18 protein-coding genes are annotated in these 17,831 nt (G+C 71.7%); 8 read left to right on the top strand and 10 right to left on the bottom strand.

What is annotated here, in order from left to right; genetic code table 11:
* The first annotated feature begins 47 nt into the window (after nucleotides 1-47).
* From ACZ5VC_RS03140 to ACZ5VC_RS03130, 3 genes are read left to right on the top strand one after another with little or no spacing between them, the layout of a single operon-like run.
* Nucleotides 48-731, top strand: a complete 684-nt coding sequence (locus tag ACZ5VC_RS03140) for a response regulator (protein WP_469118373.1) — start codon at nucleotides 48-50, stop codon at nucleotides 729-731.
* A gap of 44 nt (nucleotides 732-775) precedes the next feature.
* Nucleotides 776-2,335 carry an ATP-binding protein gene (locus ACZ5VC_RS03135; RefSeq protein WP_469118920.1) on the top strand — a complete coding sequence of 520 codons (1,560 nt, stop codon included), beginning with the start codon at nucleotides 776-778 and terminating at the stop codon, nucleotides 2,333-2,335.
* The gene (locus ACZ5VC_RS03130; protein WP_469118372.1) at nucleotides 2,332-2,958 is read left to right on the top strand and encodes a hypothetical protein; all 627 of its coding nucleotides are present in this window, start codon (nucleotides 2,332-2,334) and stop codon (nucleotides 2,956-2,958) included. Before ACZ5VC_RS03135 ends, ACZ5VC_RS03130 begins: the two co-directional genes overlap by 4 nt.
* Nucleotides 2,959-3,014: 56 nt before the next feature.
* Here ACZ5VC_RS03130 and ACZ5VC_RS03125 read toward each other — a convergent pair whose 3' ends face one another.
* The gene (locus ACZ5VC_RS03125; RefSeq protein WP_469118371.1) at nucleotides 3,015-3,833 is read right to left on the bottom strand and encodes a serine hydrolase domain-containing protein; all 819 of its coding nucleotides are present in this window, start codon (nucleotides 3,831-3,833) and stop codon (nucleotides 3,015-3,017) included.
* Nucleotides 3,834-3,885: 52 nt separating this feature from the next.
* Between ACZ5VC_RS03125 and ACZ5VC_RS03120 the strand changes: the two genes are divergently transcribed.
* Nucleotides 3,886-4,332, top strand: coding sequence for a MerR family transcriptional regulator (locus tag ACZ5VC_RS03120; protein WP_469118370.1), 447 nt, complete (start codon nucleotides 3,886-3,888; stop codon nucleotides 4,330-4,332).
* 5 nt (nucleotides 4,333-4,337) lie between these two features.
* A complete protein-coding gene (locus ACZ5VC_RS03115) occupies nucleotides 4,338-5,357 on the top strand; it encodes an aldo/keto reductase (RefSeq protein WP_469118369.1) in 1,020 nt (339 codons plus the stop codon).
* Nucleotides 5,358-5,479: 122 nt separating this feature from the next.
* On the opposite strand, the gene ACZ5VC_RS03110 is transcribed toward ACZ5VC_RS03115, so the two are convergent.
* The 7 genes from ACZ5VC_RS03110 to ACZ5VC_RS03080 all read right to left on the bottom strand — a co-directional run bounded on the left by ACZ5VC_RS03110 (nucleotide 5,480) and on the right by ACZ5VC_RS03080 (nucleotide 13,519).
* Complete coding sequence (locus tag ACZ5VC_RS03110; RefSeq protein ID WP_469118919.1) at nucleotides 5,480-6,676, bottom strand: acyltransferase family protein; 1,197 nt, start codon at nucleotides 6,674-6,676, stop codon at nucleotides 5,480-5,482.
* A gap of 11 nt (nucleotides 6,677-6,687) precedes the next feature.
* Nucleotides 6,688-7,683: an alpha/beta hydrolase gene (locus ACZ5VC_RS03105; protein ID WP_469118368.1), complete on the bottom strand. Its 996-nt coding sequence runs from the start codon at nucleotides 7,681-7,683 to the stop codon at nucleotides 6,688-6,690.
* A gap of 251 nt (nucleotides 7,684-7,934) precedes the next feature.
* Nucleotides 7,935-8,615 (bottom strand): response regulator, encoded by a 681-nt coding sequence (locus ACZ5VC_RS03100; protein WP_469118367.1) that lies wholly within the window; start codon nucleotides 8,613-8,615, stop codon nucleotides 7,935-7,937.
* Nucleotides 8,612-9,997, bottom strand: a complete 1,386-nt coding sequence (locus ACZ5VC_RS03095; protein ID WP_469118366.1) for a sensor histidine kinase — start codon at nucleotides 9,995-9,997, stop codon at nucleotides 8,612-8,614. The genes ACZ5VC_RS03100 and ACZ5VC_RS03095 overlap by 4 nt, the downstream gene beginning before the upstream one ends.
* A gap of 150 nt (nucleotides 9,998-10,147) precedes the next feature.
* A complete protein-coding gene (locus ACZ5VC_RS03090) occupies nucleotides 10,148-11,002 on the bottom strand; it encodes a DUF4429 domain-containing protein (RefSeq protein WP_469118365.1) in 855 nt (284 codons plus the stop codon).
* 116 nt (nucleotides 11,003-11,118) lie between these two features.
* Nucleotides 11,119-12,330: an alpha/beta hydrolase gene (locus ACZ5VC_RS03085; protein ID WP_469118364.1), complete on the bottom strand. Its 1,212-nt coding sequence runs from the start codon at nucleotides 12,328-12,330 to the stop codon at nucleotides 11,119-11,121.
* A 214-nt stretch (nucleotides 12,331-12,544) separates the two neighbouring features.
* Nucleotides 12,545-13,519 (bottom strand): helix-turn-helix transcriptional regulator, encoded by a 975-nt coding sequence (locus ACZ5VC_RS03080; RefSeq protein WP_469118363.1) that lies wholly within the window; start codon nucleotides 13,517-13,519, stop codon nucleotides 12,545-12,547.
* 135 nt (nucleotides 13,520-13,654) lie between these two features.
* Here ACZ5VC_RS03080 and ACZ5VC_RS03075 point away from each other — a divergent pair, with 135 nt between their 5' ends.
* Nucleotides 13,655-14,050: a RidA family protein gene (locus tag ACZ5VC_RS03075; RefSeq protein ID WP_469118918.1), complete on the top strand. Its 396-nt coding sequence runs from the start codon at nucleotides 13,655-13,657 to the stop codon at nucleotides 14,048-14,050.
* 109 nt (nucleotides 14,051-14,159) lie between these two features.
* Here ACZ5VC_RS03075 and ACZ5VC_RS03070 read toward each other — a convergent pair whose 3' ends face one another.
* Nucleotides 14,160-14,813, bottom strand: coding sequence for a TetR/AcrR family transcriptional regulator (locus ACZ5VC_RS03070; protein ID WP_469118362.1), 654 nt, complete (start codon nucleotides 14,811-14,813; stop codon nucleotides 14,160-14,162).
* Between the two features lie 116 nt (nucleotides 14,814-14,929).
* Between ACZ5VC_RS03070 and ACZ5VC_RS03065 the strand changes: the two genes are divergently transcribed.
* Both ACZ5VC_RS03065 and ACZ5VC_RS03060 read left to right on the top strand, forming a co-directional pair.
* Nucleotides 14,930-16,540 (top strand): MFS transporter, encoded by a 1,611-nt coding sequence (locus tag ACZ5VC_RS03065; protein ID WP_469118361.1) that lies wholly within the window; start codon nucleotides 14,930-14,932, stop codon nucleotides 16,538-16,540.
* Nucleotides 16,541-16,690: 150 nt separating this feature from the next.
* On the top strand, nucleotides 16,691-17,068 hold the full coding sequence (locus ACZ5VC_RS03060) for a peptidase inhibitor family I36 protein (protein ID WP_469118360.1): 378 nt from the start codon (nucleotides 16,691-16,693) through the stop codon (nucleotides 17,066-17,068).
* Here ACZ5VC_RS03060 and ACZ5VC_RS03055 read toward each other — a convergent pair.
* Nucleotides 17,049-17,816, bottom strand: a complete 768-nt coding sequence (locus tag ACZ5VC_RS03055) for a potassium channel family protein (RefSeq protein WP_469118359.1) — start codon at nucleotides 17,814-17,816, stop codon at nucleotides 17,049-17,051. The two genes, ACZ5VC_RS03060 and ACZ5VC_RS03055, sit on opposite strands and share 20 nt — an antisense overlap.
* Nucleotides 17,817-17,831 lie beyond the last annotated feature (15 nt).

The raw sequence follows: 17,831 nt of genomic DNA, 5'->3' as shown, positions 1-17,831 counted from the left end.
GACCCGACGACCCCGACGACCCCGACGACCCCTGGGATACTGCGCCGATGCCACGCGTGCTGCTGATCGAAGACGACCCCTCGGTCCGGGAAGGAGTCGAACTCGGGCTGCGCCGGCGCGGTCACGAGGTACGGACCGCCGGCACCGGCGAAGCCGGGCTCGCCGCCCTCGGGGAGTTCCGGCCCGACCTGCTCCTCCTCGACCTCATGCTCCCCGGCATGAACGGCGTCCAGGTCTGCCACCGGGTCCGCGAGAAGAGCCAGCTGCCGATCATCATGCTCACCGCGCGCGGCGACGACTTCGACGTCGTCGTGGGCCTGGAGGCGGGCGCCGACGACTACATCGTCAAGCCCGCCCGTACCGAGGTCATCGAGGCGCGGATACGGGCCGTCCTGCGGCGTATCGAGGAGCCGGGCGGCGGCCGGCCCAGTGTCGAGTTCCACGGTGAACTCGCCCTCGACCGCACGGGACTCACCGTCGCCAAGTGCGGCGAGCGGATCGCCCTCGCCCCCTCCGAGCTGAAGCTGCTGCTCCACCTCTCCGCCGCCCCCGAGCAGGTCTTCAGCCGCCAGCAGCTCCTCGAACACGTGTGGGAGCACAGCTATCACGGGGACGCGCGCCTGGTGGACGCCTGTGTCCGCAGACTGCGCAACAAGATCGAGGACACACCCGGCAGCCCCCGCTACATACAGACCCTGCGCGGCTTCGGCTACCGCTTCGGACCGCTGTGAGAACCCCTGGCCGCCGGACGGACACCCGCACCCGGCGCAGGCCGCTGCCCACGCTCGCCGGGCTCCGCCGGCGGTGGCGGCTCGCGCGGTCCGGGTTGCGCACGCGGCTCGTCCTCGCCTTCCTGCTGGTCGCCGCCGTCGGCTGCGGAACCACCGCCACCCTCACCTACCGCGAGGCCCGCAACTCCGTCCTCGAACACGCTCAGGACACCGCGGTCTCCTCGTTCCGCGACCAGATCCAGAGCCTCGGCCTGGTCCTGCCCGTCGACCGGGAAGCCCTCCAGTTCACGCTGCAGCAGATGGCCCGACAGGGGAAGCCCCGCCCGTGGAGGGTCTTCGCCGAGTACGGCTCGCTCCGCGTCTCCTCCAGTACCAGCCCGACGTCCACGGTGATCACGCCCGAGCTCCGCCGCGCCGCCGCCCTGGGCGATCCGCACGGCAGCTTCCAGCGGGTGATCAGCGCCGGCAGACCGTACCTGACCATCGCGGTACCGGTCGTCTTCTCGCCCCGGGCGAAGGTGGGCGCCGACCCCCTGCGCACCGGTCTCGTCCTGTACGCGGTGATGGAACTGGACGCCGAGGAGGCCAACGTCCGGGCCATGCTCCTCGCCGCCCGGGACGGCGCCCTGCCCGCCCTCGCGGTGGCCCTGATCCCCGCACTGCTCGCCGCCCGCAGTGTGCTGCGCCCGGTACGGGAACTTCGCCGCGCCGCGCACCACATGGGGCAGGGCCGGCTCGACACCCGCATCCAGGTCCGGGGAGGCGACGAACTCGCCGACCTCGCCCACACGTTCAACGAGTCCGCCATCGCGCTCGAACGTTCCGTGGAGGAGCTCCAGCGCGCCGAGGCCCGGGCCCGCCGTTTCGCCTCCGACGTCTCCCACGAACTGCGCACCCCGCTCGCCGGGATGCTCGCCGTCACCGAACTGCTCGACGAGGACGCCGAGGGGCTCGATCCGGACACCGCCGCCGCCGTCCGGCTGATCAGCACCGAGACCGGCAAGCTCGCCGTCCTGGTCGAGGACCTGATGGAGATCTCCCGGTTCGACGCCCGCGCCGCAGAGCTGAACACCGACGAGATGGACGTGGCCGAGACCATCCGCCGGACCCTGCTCAACCGTCACTGGACCGACCCCGAGCAGGTGGTGACCGACCTGCCCGACGGCATCCGCGCCCGGCTCGACCCCCGCCGCTTCGACGTGATCGTCGCGAACCTCGTCGGCAACGCGCTCCGGCACGGCCGGCCCCCGGTCACCGTCCGGCTGCGCGTCGGACAGCGGCCGCGGGACCTGGCCGGTGTGCTCGTCATGGAGGTCGCCGACCGGGGGCCCGGTATCCGGCCCGAGGCCCTGCCCCATGTCTTCGACCGCTTCTACAAGGCCGACGGGGCCCGTACGCGTTCGGTGGGCAGCGGGCTCGGGCTCGCGATCACCCACGAGAACGTACGGCTGCACGGCGGCACGGTCAGGGCCATGAACGGCCCTGACGGGGGCGCCGTCTTCCTCGTGGAAATCCCCCTGATCCGTCATGAGCCGAACGGCCGTGAGCAGAGCGGCCGGAGGGCGACCGACCACGAGCCGGCCGGAGACGGGGCGCACACATGAGGCGGACGGCCCGCGGGGCCGCGCTCGCCGGGACGCTGATGTTCACCGGAGCCGTGGGCCTCACCGGCTGCGGGATCCAGGAGAGCGACGTCGTGGAGGCCGGAGGCGCCGTGACCGTGCAGGTGTTTCCCCATCCGACCGACCGCATGCTGCTCTTCTTCGTCGACGAGAACGGCACGGTCCTCCCGGTGGTGCGGCCGCTCGCCGGCTCGTCCCTGCCCGGCGAAGGAGGCTCGGTCGGGCCCGGCGAGGAGGGGACGACGGGCGGCAGCGGTACGGAGGACCGGCCCGTGGCGACCGTCAAGGTGCTCGCCGCGCTGGCATATGGCCCGACCGAGACCGAGCGTGCGGCGGGCCTCACCACCCGGCTGCCTGCCCGCGGGTGGGTCGGCCGGCTGCTGGAAGTCCGCACCACAGAAGGAGTGGGGGAGGGGGAGGTCCCGGACACCACCGGCACGCCACGGGAGATCCGGATCCGGACCGCAGCCGACGTCAAGGACCTGTCGGCGGCCGCCGTCCGGCAGATCGTCTGCACGGCGGTGTACGCGGAGGACCCGTCGGGCCTGGCCTCCGTCGTCCTCACCGGCAACGACGGCCGGCTCCCGGCGAGCCGCTGCACGTAGGGCCTCTCGTTCGGACCTTGGTGGGCTCGCGTGCCCGGCAAGATCCGAACGAGGCCCTAGGCGGCCCGCAGCTCCGCGAGCACCGCGTCCGTGAACGGCGGCCACGCCTCGATGGCCCACGGGCCGAACGGCCGGTCCGTCAGCGCGACGCACGCCGCCCGCGCGTCCGGGTCGACCCACAGGAACGTGCCGGACTGGCCGAAGTGCCCGAAGGTCCGGGGAGAGGACGAACCGCCCGTCCAGTGCGGCGACTTGGAGTCCCGGATCTCGAAGCCCAGACCCCAGTCGTTGGGCTTCTGGTGTCCGTAGCCGGGGAGGATCCCGGTCACTCCCGGATGGACGACCGACATGGCCTCCAGGACGGTACGGGCGTCGAGGAGCCTGGGCGCCTGCACCTCCGCGGCGAACCGCACCAGATCGTCGACGGTCGAGACGCCGTCCTTCGCGGCCGAGCCGTCCAGCGTCGTCGACGCCATCCCCAGCGGTTCCAGAACGGCCTGGCGCAGATACTCGGCGAACGGAATGTCCGTCGCCTTCGTGACATGGTCGCTCAGCGCCTCGAAACCGGCGTTGGAGTAGATCCGCCGGGTGCCCGGCGCGGCCATGGTCCTCGGCTCGTCGGGAGCGAGCCCGGAGGTGTGGGCAAGGAGATGGCGGACCGTGGACCCCTCGGGCCCGGCCGGCTCGTCGAGATCGACCGCGCCCTCCTCGTACGCGACGAGGACCGCGTAAGCGGCGAGCGGCTTGGTGACCGACGCCAGCGGGAAACGCCGGCCGGTCGGGCCGTGCATGCCGACAACGGTCCCGTCCGCGCGTACGACAGCGGCCGCCGCGGTGGGGACCGGCCAGTTCTCGATCATCGCCAGGCTCTGCATGCGGACGAGCCTACTTGCTTGGAGTGCACTCGAAGGTTCTAGCGTGGTGGTCATGACGGTGATCGAGAGCACCCCCCTGGCCCCGGCCGCCATCGACGTCTGCGCCGCCCGGCCGCCGGCCCATCCGCGACCCGACGGGCAGGACAAGTACACGATCAGCGAGGTCGCCGCGTGGACCGGGCTCTCCGCCCACACCCTGCGGTGGTACGAGCGGATCGGCTTGATGCCGCACGTCGACCGGTCGCACACGGGCCAGCGCCGCTTCACCAACCGGGACCTCGACTGGCTCACCTTCGTCGGCAAGCTGCGGCTGACCGGCATGCCGGTGGCCGGGATGGTCCGGTACGCGGAGCTGGTCAGGGAGGGTGACCACACCGTCGGGGAGCGGCGTGAGCTGCTGGAGGCCACGCGGCGGGACGTACGGTCCCGGATCGCGGAGCTCCAGGACACGCTCGCCGTTCTCGACCGCAAGATCGACATGTACTCGGAGAGGGCTTGACACCGATGAGCACGCAGAAGATCGACACAGCACGGCTCGGTACGGACGGCCCCGAGGTGGGAGTCCAGGGCTTCGGCGCCATGGGCATCAGCGAGTTCTACGGCGACACCGACGAGGCCGCCGCCCGGGACACCCTGGACGCGGCGCTGGAGGCGGGCGTCACCCTGATCGACACGGCGGACGTGTACGGGCGGGGCGCCAACGAGGAGTTCCTCGCGCCGTTCGTCGCCGCTCACCGCGACGAGATCACCCTGGCGACCAAGTTCGCCATCGAGCGCACCGACGACCCGCACTACCGCAGGGTCCGCAACGACCCCGCGTACATCAAGTCGGCCGTCGAGGGCAGCCTGCGCCGCCTGGGGGTCGAGACCATCGACCTCTACTACATGCACCGCCACGACCCGGCCGTACCGTTCGCCGAGTCGGTGGGCGCGATGGCGGACCTCGTCAAGGAGGGCAAGGTCCGGCACCTCGGGCTGAGCGAGGTGACCGGCGCGGAGCTGCGCGAGGCGCACGCCGTGCACCCGATCACCGCGCTCCAGTCGGAGTGGTCCCTCTTCTCCCGTGACGTGGAGCGCAGCGCGGTCGGCGCCGCGGCCGAACTGGGCGTCGCCTTCGTGCCGTACTCACCGCTCGGCCGGGGCTTTCTGACCGGGGCGTTCGCCGACGCGACGAAGGACCTGTCCGGCGGCGACTTCCGCCAGTTCCAGCCCCGTTTCTCCGGCGAGAACGCGCAGCGCAACGCGGCGCTCCTGGAGCCGGTCCGCAAGATCGCGGCGGCGCACGGTGCGACGGCCGCGCAGATCGCCCTGGCGTGGGTGCAGCAGCGGGCGGCGGTGCACGGCCTGACCGTGGTGCCGATCCCCGGCACCCGCAAGCGGTCCCGGCTCCTGGAGAACGCGGCGGCGACCCGGATCACGCTGAGCGAGTCGGAGCTGGCGCTCCTGGAGCCGATCGCGGAGCAGGTGACGGGCGACAGGTACCCGGACATGTCGTCCACCTCGGCGGCGCGCGAAAACGTCTGAGGCGAAGCGTCCGACGGGAAGCCGTCCGACGCTCATCCGCCGGAGACTCATCCGCCTAGGCTCATCGGCCCGACGCTCATCCGCCCGAGGCCGGGACATCTCTCCCGGAGAGTTGTCCCGGCCTATGCCAGCCCGAGTGCGAAGACGGCGAAGCCCGCCGCGAGCAGCCCCGCCGCTGCCCGGAGGGCTCCGCCCGCCGTCGTCCAGGGCGACTCGAACCCGCGCGCGTACCGTCCGACGAGGACGAGCAGCCCGGCGAAGAGCGGCATCCAGGCGAGCCGCGCGAGGACCCAGCCGAGGCTGTCCGGGCCGGTCGTCAGCCCCGGAACCGTGCCGAGCGTCAGCGACGCGGGGATCGCCGCCGCGAGCATCGCCGTCTGGTGCCAGCACAGGATCGTCATCGCGCAGAGGTTGACGACGACGACCGGCGCCCACAGCGCGGGACGCCTGAGAAGCGTGCCGATGCGGTCCCGCAGCAGGATCGCGGCGCCGCTCTGAGCGGCGGCCAGCGCCAGGACCAGCAGCGACGGCGGGTGGGAGTTGGTGCGGGCCTCGCCGGGGACGCCGACCATGGACGAGGGGTAGTCGAAGACGGCGAGGAGCGCGGTGAACAGCGCGGCGCCGCCGATCAGCAGCGCCCAGGCGTGACGCCTGCCGAGCCGGCCCTCGCCCCAGGAAACACCGATCTGGTAGGCGAACATCCAGCCCGGAAGGATGTTGACGACGCTCAGCCAGGACGGCACGGCGTCGGCGTACGGGCCGTAGCGCAGGAAGTCGACGACCGCGACCGAGCCGAGCAGCGGGGCGGCGGCCCAGGCGCCGAGGCGCCGTGCGGCACGGACGCAGTACGGAGTGAGCGCGGTGACGACCGCGTACACGCCGACGAACCACAGGGGTTGGACGACCAGCGTCGACGCGGTGCGCAGCGTGTCGCCGGGGACGCCGAACCCGTACTGGAGGAGGGGGATCAGGGCGGCCCAGACGGCGGTGACACCGAGTACGGGCCTGCCGAGCCGGGCCAGCCGCCCCTTCAGCCAGTCGCCCGTGGAGCCCTCGCGCCGGTGGTACGAGAGGACGGAGGCGTACCCGCCGACCAGAAAGAAGATGCCGAGCATCTGGAGCACCCAACTGACCGGCGCCAGGGAGCCGAAGGCCGAGAGCGGGCTGGCGTTGTGGAGGGCGCCGCCGCTGTCGAGGGTGAACCCGCCCAGGAGCCAGTGCCCGGTGGGGACCGCGAGCAGGGCGAGGGCGCGGAGCCCGTCGACCGCGCGGTCCCGGTGGGCCGGCGTGCGGGTCTCGATCGCCCCGGCGGCCGCCATCAGTCGGCGCTTCACCGCTCGTCTCCCCGCGCGATCGCGGCGAAGGTACGGAGGGACGCGGTGCCGGGCGTGAAGTAGCCGTCGTGGCCCTGCGCGTCGGCCGCGGGGACCGCGCGGGCACCGAAGTCCGGGGAGGTGGGGTCGGTGCCGTGGCCGAGGCCGAGGAACCGGACATGGGGGACGCGCGAGATCCAGTCGGAGGGGTTCCTGGCCGCCCAGACGCGCGCGCCGGTGTGCAGATCGGCGACGTTCTCGGCGCGCATCCCCGGGGAGCCGAAGACCACCAGGTCCTTCGCCTTGAGCTGCGGGGCGGCGAGCCCGCACACCACGGAGCCGTAGCTGTGGCAGAAGAGCGACGGCTCGGGGGCGCCGGTCGCCACGAGCCCGTCCGCGAACCGGACCAGCCGGTCCGCCCCGGCCTCGGCGAGGTCCCCGGTGGCGGCGTCGAGCCCGACACCGACCGGCGTGGTGTAGCCGGCCCACGCGACCACCGCCGCCCGGCCGTGGGTGGCGACCCGCAGCGCCTCGGCCTGGGCGTTCAGCGGCGCGCTGTTCCCGGCGTCGATGTCGGAGCCCGGCACGACGACGGCCACGTGCGCCGCGTCCTCCAGATCCCCGAACACCTCGGCGACCTGGCCGCGGCCGCGGGGGTCGAAGGCGAGTATCCGGTGCCCGGCGAGCCGGCTGTACCGCGCGTCGCCATTTACGGCGAGGGAGTTGGCCTCGTACCGCAGAGCCAGGGGAGCACCGTCGAGATTCCCGACGACGCCGGGGTGCCGCCGTACGAGCTCCCGCTGCCGTTCCGCCGACAGCCCCCGGAAGAACCGGGCGACCTCCTGCGGCGTACTGCTCCCCGGATCGGGAAGCCCCTCCGCCACCCAGGCACCGCTCCCGGGCGGCGGCCCGGTCACGACCTGCTGCGCACCCCCGGACGCCCAACCGACCGTCCCCGCGACCACGGTGGTCGCGAGCGCGACGGCGATCAAGGTCCTCTTGTAGCGGCGCATGGGGGTTCTCCCTCTTCGTGTTCCTCGGCTGCGGCGAGAGGAAGGTAGGAAGAGGACGGGCGACGACACGTCACACCGGAGGGCCAACTGACGGGTGATACCTGGGTAGGGGGCGTACGGGGTACGAGAGTTGGCGGGTGCGGGTGCGGGTGCGGGCGCTTTCGGGGCCCCGGCCGGGCGTGCGCGGACGGCGGCCCGGCGTCGTCGCCTGCCCTCGGCGCGACCGCGCGCCCCTGCGGCCCGACGGGCCGCTACGCGGTGTCGCCCGGGGTCACCACGCCCGACTCGTACGCGAAGATGACCGCCTGCGCCCGGTCGCGGAGGTCCAGCTTCGCCAATACGCGGCCGATGTGGGTCTTCACCGTCTGTTCCGCGAGGATCAGATGGTCCGCGATCTCCTGGTTGGACAGGCCCCGGGCGATCAGCTCCAGGACCTCCGTCTCACGCGGAGTCAGCCCGTTCAGCCGAAGGGAGCGGTCCTTGCGGGGAGCCGGGCGCTGCGCCGCGAAGTCCGCGATCAGGCGGCGGGTCACGGACGGGGCGAGCAGCGCCTCGCCGCCCGCCACCACCCGTACCGCTCCGATGAGATCGGCCGGCGGCGCGTCCTTCAGCAGAAAGCCCGACGCGCCCGCGCGCAGCGCCTCGTACACGTAGTCGTCAACGTCGAACGTGGTCAGCATGAGCACCTTCGGCCGGTGGACCACCCCCGGCGGGGGGCTCAAGATCTCGCGCGCCGCCGCCAGACCATCCATCTCCGGCATCCGTACGTCCATCAGCACCACGTCCGGATGCGTCGACCGTGCCACGTCCACACCCTGCCGCCCGTCCGGCGCCTCGCCCACCACATCGATGTCGGCCTGCGCCGACAGCAGCGCGGCGAACCCCGCCCGCACCATGGCCTGGTCGTCGACGATGATCACGCGGATGGTCACAAAGCGTCCTCGGAGGTCAGGGGGAAGCGGGCCGAGACCCGGAATCCGCCGTCGGGCAGCGGCCCGGTGTCCAGCGTGCCGCCGGTCAACCGTACGCGCTCCCGCATGCCGACCAGCCCGTGGCCCGTCCCGGTCGTCTCCAGCGGCGAAGTGAGCCTGTCCGACGGCCCGTTGACCACCAGGACCAGCAGCCACGTGTCGGCGACGGTCACCGAGACCCGCGTCCGCGCCCCCGGCGCGTGCCGCACCACGTTCGCCAGCGCCTCCTGCACGATCCGGTACGCGGAGAGGTCCACGGCCGGTGGTACATGGCCCAGTTGGGCCGGGATCGACAGCTCGGCCGGAACCCCGGCCCGTACCGTCGCCTCCACCAGCTGCTGCACCCGGTCGAGGCCGGGCTGCGGCGCCCGCTCGCCCTCCGTCCCCTCGCTGCGCAGGACGACGAGGAGCCGCCGCATCTCGGCCAGGGACTCCCGGGCGCTCGCCGCGATCGTGGAGAACTCCTCGCGTGCGGCGTCCGGCAGCCCCTCGATCCGGTAGGGCGCCGAATCGGCCTGCACGGTGATCACCGACATGTGATGGGCGACGACGTCGTGCAGCTCACGGGCGATCCGGGCACGCTCCTCCAGCAGGGTGCGCCGGGCGCGCTCGGCCTCGCTGATGGTCTCCTGCTCGACGAGCCGGCGCTGCGCGTCGCCGCGCTCCCGCAGGGTCGCCGTGAGCAGGAGGAGGACACCGGACAGGACGAAGAGAAGGAGGTGGATGCCGTCGCTGTGCTCCTGCGAGAGCAGTTCGCACAGGAAACCGGCGATGCCCGTCACCAGCCAGACGCCGATCAGGGTCCGTCGCGGCTCGCGCAGGCCGAGGGCGAGCATCAGGGCGAGGTAGCCGACGACGATCATCGGCGTCCACGGCCAGGACCTGTCGTCGACACCGCCCGCGCCCAGGAGGACCACCGCGCCCAGGACGTCGGCGCCCAGGATGATCCACCAGGCCTGGAGCGGCCGGGTCACCGCGAGGAGCAGCGGCGCGGTCTGGGCGGTGGCCAGCGCACCCGCGAGGGCGCCGTTGACCTTGTAGTCGCTGACGAGGACGGTGACCGTGACCGGCAGGAGCGCGCAGACGAAGCAGAACGCGAGGACGTACGGGAGCCTGCGCAGCCACCGCGACGAGGCCTGCGCGAGCAGCGGCGCGCCCGGCTCGGTGGGGGTGGCGAGCGCGACCCCGAAGGCGTGCAGCGAGTCCCGTGTCTCGGGCGACGGCAGCATGAACCGCCAGGTGGCGCGTACGGGCGCGAGACGGGCGAAGCGCGCGAGGCGGTCGCCCGGCCGGGAGGGCCCGGCGGACTCGGAGGACTCGGGGGAGGGGGTATCGGTACGCATGGCCCGATCAGCGTAGGCAGAGCGGTACCGGCGGTCGTCATACCGGGGGGTCGAGTGCCGTGTCATACCGAGGTATGAGCGCCCGGAACTCGTGGACGCGTGACCGCATACGACATGAACTCGGGGACGCACGGCCCGGGAACGCGTGTACTAGAGCTCGGCCAGCAGCTCCGCCTTCTTGGCCGTGTACTCCTCGTCCGTCACCAGCCCCGCGCTGTACAGCTCCCCGAGGTGATGCATCCGCTCCGCGATCACCGCCGGGTCGCGGCGCCCGGTCCCCTGCTCCACCACCGGCGCGGGAGAGGCACCCCGGGAGGCCGCCAGGACCGCCGCCGCGAACGGCAGTGACTCGTGCACCGGGCCGTAACCGAGCCCGAAGACCACCGCGTACGGGTCCTGGTCCGCCTGGGCCGGCTGGGGGCCGCCGTCCCGGCGCAGCAGGCGCAGATAGCCGTCGAAGACGTCCGGCGAACGCCACTCGACACCGCTGAGCTCATGGACCGGGAAGCTCTGGTCGCCCGCCTTCCACTTCGCCGACGACGCCCCCGTCCAGAACCATCGGAACGCCACGCGCTTCCCGTCGAAGGACGCCTTGGCGTCGTACGCCTTGAAGTGGAGCGGGGTCGGCGGCGCCGTCACCAGGAAACGCTCGGAGGGCTCCCCGGCCCGTGGCCCGAGGAGGGCCCGCAGTTCGTCCGCGTAGTACTCGGCGAGGGTCTCGCGCTCGGCGGGCAGTACCAGCCGGTACGGATCGCACCCTTCCTTCAGCTGCCCCGCCGCGGCCTCCATCAGCGGATCCGCGCCGGGTCTCGGCACCGCGTGCAGGACCACCGTGCCCCGCTTGCCCGGGGAGAGGGTCACCGACGCCAACGCCTCGTGGGGGACGCGCCGCTCGCGCAGGGACTGAAACAGCTTCGGCGTGCGGATCCCCCGTTCGAAGCGGATGAGCACGGCGTCGGTCTCGAACTCCCAGGTGGCATGAATTCCGGCCAGCACATCACCCATACGCCTCATCGTATGCGGCGAGGGCCCGCGCGTCGCCCCTCGCATCCGGGCGAAGGAGCCCGAAGAAGTCCCGAAGAAGTACGGAGGGGAGGTCGCCGCGCGGCGCTCTACACGTGTCAGGCGTCCGCTCCACCGGAAATTCCACTGCGACAGGCGCTCCCGGCGCCCGCGCACGTGAGGTCGCCGTAGGAACCGACCCCTATCTCGGCGAAGTTGCTGAGGCTCTCCGTACCCGGCTCGAAATAGCCGGCGTGACCGACCGCGCCGGCCGCCGACAGCAGCCGCGCCCCGAACTCCGGCGCCACCGGGTCCGCCCCGTGCCCGACCCCGCCGACCGCCACGTACGGCACGTCCTGGATCCAGTCGTCGGCGTCCCGCATGGCCCACACGCGCGCCCGGGTCCGCAGTTCCGCCGCGCTCGCGACCCGCATCCCGGGGCTGCCGGCCACCGCGACGTCGGTCACCCGCGCGGGCAGCCGGGGCGCCGCGACGCCGCACACCACGGAGCCGTAGCTGTGGCAGAACAGCGAGACGGGAGCCTCGCCGGGCAGCGCGCGGGTCAGGGCGAGCAGCCGCAGGGCACCGAACGCGGCGAGTCTGCCGGTGGCCGCGTCCATGCCGACCCCGACGGGCGCGGTGTAGTCGGCCCAGGCGATGACGGCGGTGGGGGTACGCGGGGAGGCCCGGCGTTCGGCCGCGTACAGCGACTGGGCCATGCCGACGGGGGCGCTGTACCTGCGGTTGGTCTTCTGGAAGGTGAGCAGGTTCGTGTCCACGCCCGGGACGATCACCGAGACCCTCTTGGCCCGGTCGAGGTCACCGAACACTTCGGCGGTCCTGCCCGTGCCGGACGGGTCGAAGGAGAGGATCTGCCGTCCCTTGCGCAACAGCGACTCGAAGCGGTTCATCCGGCGGACCGCCTCGTGGTGGCCGTCGGCGGTGAGCCTGCGGTCCTCCACCCGGCTGCGCTCGGTCCGCAGCGCCCCGTCGAGGGCGGCGCGGTTGGCGCGGTAGCGCAGCGTGACGGGGGCGCCGTTCAGATTGCCGACGACGTACGGGTGCTCGTCGGCGAGCCTGGTGCGCTGGGCGCGGCTGAGCGAGTCGAAGAACGCGGCGAGCGTACGCGGCGGGGAGGCGGGGTCGGGCAGGGCCCGTCCGTCGACCCGGCCGACGCGCCAGGCGGTGAGCGCGGCCTGCGGTGAGCCGTCTGACCCGCGGTGTTCGCGCAGCGCGGTCCAGCCGGTGGTGGCCAGCATGACGAACACGACGGCGAGTGCGAGCAGCATGCGCCAGACGGCGAGTGTGGGGGAGGAGTCGAAGGAAGTCACTGCGGGACACCCTAGGAGACCGGCGAGGGGCGCCGCGAAGACAGTGACGGGGATCACGTCCGTTCGCGGGAATGTGATGGGGGAGTGGTCACTTTCCGTGCCCGTGCCCGGTACCCTCCCGGCGCGCGCGAAGGCAGGGGGCGAGCCCGCTGAGCCCGCGCGCCGCAGATCATGCAGTCACATGAGTTCGCTTCTCGCTCTTCGCTCCTCATTCTCAGGATGAGTCTCCGTAGCGGGTGGCAATCGCGGCGGCTCGGTTGCGCAGGGAGGTGCGCAACGACCGCGGGGACAGGGCTTCCGCGTCCGTGCTGAGCTGCCACAGCGCCCATTCGGCGTGTCGTGAATCCTGGAAGGTCGCCTCCAGTCGCAGCCAGCCGTCTGCGTCGGGTTCTTCCGCGCGGACGGCCAGCGCGGTATCCAGCAGGTCCTCCCGCCGCGCCGGGTTCACCCGTACCAGCACGGTGATGTGGTCGCCGCCGGAAAGAAACCGCGCGGAGCGTTCCCGCCAGATCCGGTCCAGATCGATCCGGTTTGGTCGCTGTGCCGTTTCGGGGAGTTCCTCGGCGGCCAACACCCGCGACAGCCGGTAGGTGCGGTCCGCGCCGGATCTCGTGGCCAGCAAGTAGCCCCGGTCGCGTACGGTGACCAGCCCGATCGGGTCCACCGTGCGCCACTGCGGTGGCCGGCCGGCGGGCGCGTAGTGGATGCGCAGCTTGTGCCCGGCGAGCACCGCGCGCCTGACCTCGATCATCGTGGTCCCGGGCACCTCCTCGGCACCCGTCCGGCGTGAGAGCAGGTCGGTCTCCGGGTCGACGAGAAACCGCTGGGCCGCGTCGCTCGCGGAGGCCCGATGGCTCTCGGGCAGCGCGTCGACCACCTTCCGCATGGCCGAAGCGAGCGCCGAGCCCAGGCCGAACACCAACTCGCCGCGCGCCGATCCGGCGGTCAGCAGGGCGAGGGCCTCATCGTGGTTCAGCCCGGTCAGCTCGGTCCGGAAACCGGGCAACAACCCGAACCCGCCGTGCCTGCCGCGTTCCGCGTACACCGGGACGCCCGCCGCGGACAGCGCCTCGATGTCACGCAGCACGGTACGGGTGGACACCTCCAGCTCCCTGGCCAGTGTGTCCGCTGTCATCCGACCGCGCTGACGCAGCAGCAGCACCAGCGACACCAACCGGTCGGCACGCATGCGTGGACCTTAACGGAATACCTGACTGAGGGTGTCGTGATTCGTTGGGAGGCTCATTGCCGCGACGTCACAGCAGGTGGCTACCGGGCCGAGGGCGTGCGTACTTCCGATGAATCGAATGGAGCTGATGTGGCAGTGGAACGAACGGCGGTCAACCCGGTGTCGTGGTCGGTGGAGTTGGGGTTCAACCAGGGCGAGATCGTCTCCGGGCACACCCGGACCCTGTACATCTCGGGGCAGACCGCGATGAGCGGCGACGGCAAGCCACAGCATGATGGTGACATGGCGGCGCAGTTGACACTGAGCATCGACAACGTGGAGGCCGTGCTCGGCGAGGCCGGCATGGCTCTCGCGAACCTCGTCAGGCTCAACGTCTACACGACCGACGTCGATCTGCTCTTCCAGCACTACGGCGTACTGGCGGCGCGGTTGGGCGCCGTCGGGGTGGCGCCGGCCACCACGATGCTCGGGGTGACGCGGCTGGCGATCCCCGGCCAGATGGTCGAGCTCGAGGGGACCGCCGTCGCGTAGTGCGACCTCGCCGCCCCTGCTACTGGTGCCGGTTGAACCGGCACCAGTAGCAGGCAGAGGGACGATCACCTGTGCCCAGAACCTCATCTGCTCGAGGCGGCTGCCAGTCTCATTCCGAAACGATGCCTTGGGCCCGCGTGCGCCAGTCTGCAGCCAGTGACGGTCCCAGGTGGTCCAGATACCGTTCCGTCAGATCCCGGATCGCGTCGAGCGTCAGGTCCTCGCCCCGGCCCCACAGCTGTCCCGTCACCCGCATCACCCCGCTGAACGCCGCCACCGCCACACGCGGCCGTGGGTCCGTGTCCAGGTCGAGGCCCTCGCGTTCGGCGATCAGGCGGGCGATGCGCTCCTCCATCTCCGTGGAGCGGCGCAGATGGACGGCGAGCAGCGCGGGCGTCGACTCGATCATCCGGAACGTCCGCAGATACAGCTCGACGGGCACGACCTCCATGATCGCCTCACCGATGGTGTCCCAGGCGCTCAGCACCGCGTTGCGCATCGCGTCGAAGGGGCCCTCCTCCGGGGGCCGTTCGCACAGAGCGTCGAAGAAGCGCTCCTCCACCATCTCCTGGACGGCGAAGGCGACCTCCTCCTTGCTGGCGAAGTACCGGAAGAACGTGCGCTGGGAGACATCGACGGCCTCGGTGATCTCGTCGACGGTCGTCCTCTCGTATCCCTTGCTCGTGAAGAGCTCCAGGGCCACCCGCAGCAGCGAGTCGCGGGTGCGCTGTTTCTTCCGCTCGCGCAGGCCGGAAACCGTCACTTCAGGGTCCTCTTTCCGCCACCTCGACCCGCTCAGCGTACCTGTGAGCTAGATGACAGTTACCGACGTGTGAATTGCTTTGTCAATTGTCAGTGGCTGACATTAGCCTCGACGGCATGACTAGTCAGACCACCGTCGACAAGGCGTCGCAGGACCGGAGCACCGTCCCGGCGCCGCCCAAAGGACTGCGCGGCCATCCCTGGCTGACGCTCTTCTCCGTGGCCATCGGCGTGATGATGGTCGCGCTCGACGGCACGATCGTCGCGATCGCCAACCCCGCCATCCAGAAGGACCTCGGCGCCTCGCTCGCCGACGTCCAGTGGATCACCAACGGCTACCTCCTCGCGCTCGCCGTCGCACTGATCACCGCCGGCAAGCTCGGTGACCGCTTCGGCCACCGCCAGACCTTCCTGATAGGCATCGCGGGCTTCGCCGCCGCGTCCGGGGCGATCGGACTCTCCGACTCCATCGCCCTGGTGATCGCCTTCCGGGTGCTCCAGGGCCTCTTCGGCGCCCTGCTCATGCCGGCGGCGCTCGGCCTGCTGCGCGCCACCTTCCCCGCCGAGAAGCTGAACATGGCCATCGGCATCTGGGGCATGGTCATCGGCGCCTCGACCGCGGGCGGCCCCATCGTCGGTGGTCTCCTCGTCGAGCACGTCAGCTGGCAGTCGGTCTTCTTCATCAACGTGCCGGTCGGTGTGCTCGCGCTCGTCTTCGGCCTGGTGATCCTCAAGGACCACCGCGCCGAGAACGCGCCGCGCTCCTTCGACCTGCTCGGCATCCTGCTGCTCTCCGCCGCCATGGCGTCCCTCATCTGGGGCATCATCAAGGCCGGCGAGTCCTGGGGCTGGGCGAGCGGCAACACCTGGGGCTTCCTGGGCGGCGCGGTCGCGCTCTTCGCGATCTTCGCCTTCTGGGAGACCCGGGTGAAGGAGCCGCTCATCCCGCTGGGCATGTTCCGCTCCGTCCCGCTGTCGGCCGGTGTCGTACTGATGGTGCTGATGGCCTTCGCCTTCATGGGCGGCCTCTTCTTCGTGACCTTCTACCTCCAGGGCGTGAAGGGTCTGAGCCCCGTCGACAGCGGTCTGCACCTGCTGCCGCTGACCGGCATGATGATCGTCTCCTCGCCACTGGCGGGCGTCCTGATCACCAAGTTCGGTCCGCGCATCCCGCTGGTCGGCGGCATGGTCTGCACGGCGGTTGCCATGTTCGGCATGATCAGCCTCACCGCAGGTACCGGCACGCCGGCCATGTCGCTCTGGTTCGGCCTCCTCGGCCTCGGCCTCGCGCCGGTCATGGTCGGCGCCACCGAGGTCATCGTCGGCAACGCCCCGTTGGAGCTCTCCGGAGTGGCGGGCGGCCTCCAGCAGGCCGCGATGCAGGTCGGTGGCGCACTCGGCACGGCCGTCCTCGGCGCCGTCATGTCCTCCCGGGTCAGCAGCGAGTTCGCGGAGAACTGGCAGAAGGCGGGCATCCCCGTCCCGGCCGACCCCAAGCTGGAACAGGCCGCCGAGTTCGGCATCGTCCCGGCCGAGCTGGCCAAGGCGCCCGGTATGACCCCGGACCTGTTCGCCAAGATCGGCGGCGTCATCCACGACACCTTCATGTCGGGCATGGGCCTCGCCTTCACCGTCGCCGGTGTCGTGGCGGTCGTCGCGGCGCTCGTCGCCACGCTGACCAAGCGTGGCGCCAACGCGGAGGCCGGCGCGGGCGGAGCCCACATCTGACGTCAATCGCGTACGTGCCACAGCCCCGCCGGGCCCTCCGGCGGGGCTGTCACCTATCCGGGTGGATCACCCGGAACCCCCTTCCCGGCGGCCCGCCGGCACCCCCAGGCTCACGCCAAGTGATCAACAACGACACGGGGGTTCACCGACATGCGTACGAAGACCGTCCTCGCCACGGCCGCCATCGCCGCCCTGGCCGCCACCCAGCTCCTCACCGGCACGCCCGCCGCCGCCGCGCCTCCCCGCCTCGGCGCCTGCGAGGCGGGACAGCTCTGCCTCTGGCCGAGGAACGACTTCCGGGGCGCGGCCCTGGTCCATGAGCTGACCGACACCGACATCGAGAGCTGTGTCGTCCTGCCGGCCGGCACCACCGCCCAGGCCCTCGCCAACCGCACCGGCCGTCCCGTCACGACCTACCAGTCCGCGGAGTGCGGCGAGACCGGCGAGTTCGAGACCTATCCCGGCGGCGGTACGTGGGTGCCCCGGTCTCCCTATCAGGTAAGGGCGTTCAAGATCTGGGAGACATAGGAGCGGGCTCGTCCTGCTCGGGGACGACGGCGCCCGCCGTCGTCCCGGCCATCCGCGCGACCTCCGCCCGCAGCTCCCTCACCTCATGGGTCAGCGCTTCGAGGAGCGCCGTCTGCCGGCGCTCCGCCTCGTCGTCCCGGTCGAAGCGGGAGATGAACCAGGCGGCGATGTTCGCGGTGACCACACCGAGCAGGGCGATCCCGGACAGCATCAGGCCCACCGCGAGGACCCGCCCCAGTCCGGTGGTCGGCGCGTGGTCCCCGTACCCGACGGTCGTCATCGTGGTGAAGGACCACCACACCGCGTCGCCCAGCGTCTTGATGTTCCCGTTCGGCGCGTTGCGCTCCACATGGAGCACGGCCAGCGACCCGAACATCATCAGACCCACCACCGCGCCCGCCACATAGGTGGTGAGCGTGATCTGCGGGGCCATCCGGGCCCGCCGTCCCACCAGGAGCAGGGTGGAGACCAGCCGCAGCAGCCGCAGCGGCTGCACCAGCGGCAGCAGTACGGCCACCAGGTCGAGCGGATGGCTGCGGACGAATGGCCACTTGGCGGGCGCCAGCGCCAGCCGTACGAGGTAGTCGACGGCGAACGCGGCCCACACCACCCACTCCACGGTGGTGCAGACCGTACGCACCCAGGGCTCCGCGTCGGGCGCGACGACCGGCACGGCGTAGGCAAGGCCAAACGCCACTGCCAGGATCAGCAGTGGCGTTTGCATGCGCTCTTCCCAGCGTTCCTTCATGCCGGGAATGCTATG

The sequence above is a fragment of the Streptomyces sp. NPDC033174 genome (genome assembly GCF_055577795.1).
Note: the sequence above shows the minus strand (reverse complement) of the source record. Positions and strands in the feature narration are given on the sequence as shown.

Excerpts from the sequence above, each read along its gene's own strand:
- ACZ5VC_RS03115 (WP_469118369.1), top strand. The coding sequence starts at position 4,338 with ATGAGCACGCAGAAGATCGACACAGCACGGCTCGGTACGGACGGCCCC.
- ACZ5VC_RS03090 (WP_469118365.1), bottom strand. The coding sequence starts at position 11,002 with ATGGGTGATGTGCTGGCCGGAATTCATGCCACCTGGGAGTTCGAGACC.
- ACZ5VC_RS03110 (WP_469118919.1), bottom strand. The coding sequence starts at position 6,676 with ATGGCGGCCGCCGGGGCGATCGAGACCCGCACGCCGGCCCACCGGGAC.
- ACZ5VC_RS03125 (WP_469118371.1), bottom strand. The coding sequence starts at position 3,833 with ATGCAGAGCCTGGCGATGATCGAGAACTGGCCGGTCCCCACCGCGGCG.
- ACZ5VC_RS03055 (WP_469118359.1), bottom strand. The coding sequence starts at position 17,816 with ATGAAGGAACGCTGGGAAGAGCGCATGCAAACGCCACTGCTGATCCTG.
- ACZ5VC_RS03065 (WP_469118361.1), top strand. The coding sequence starts at position 14,930 with ATGACTAGTCAGACCACCGTCGACAAGGCGTCGCAGGACCGGAGCACC.
- ACZ5VC_RS03060 (WP_469118360.1), top strand. The coding sequence starts at position 16,691 with ATGCGTACGAAGACCGTCCTCGCCACGGCCGCCATCGCCGCCCTGGCC.
- ACZ5VC_RS03120 (WP_469118370.1), top strand. The coding sequence starts at position 3,886 with ATGACGGTGATCGAGAGCACCCCCCTGGCCCCGGCCGCCATCGACGTC.
- ACZ5VC_RS03095 (WP_469118366.1), bottom strand. The coding sequence starts at position 9,997 with ATGCGTACCGATACCCCCTCCCCCGAGTCCTCCGAGTCCGCCGGGCCC.
- ACZ5VC_RS03080 (WP_469118363.1), bottom strand. The coding sequence starts at position 13,519 with ATGCGTGCCGACCGGTTGGTGTCGCTGGTGCTGCTGCTGCGTCAGCGC.
- ACZ5VC_RS03130 (WP_469118372.1), top strand. The coding sequence starts at position 2,332 with ATGAGGCGGACGGCCCGCGGGGCCGCGCTCGCCGGGACGCTGATGTTC.
- ACZ5VC_RS03140 (WP_469118373.1), top strand. The coding sequence starts at position 48 with ATGCCACGCGTGCTGCTGATCGAAGACGACCCCTCGGTCCGGGAAGGA.
- ACZ5VC_RS03105 (WP_469118368.1), bottom strand. The coding sequence starts at position 7,683 with ATGCGCCGCTACAAGAGGACCTTGATCGCCGTCGCGCTCGCGACCACC.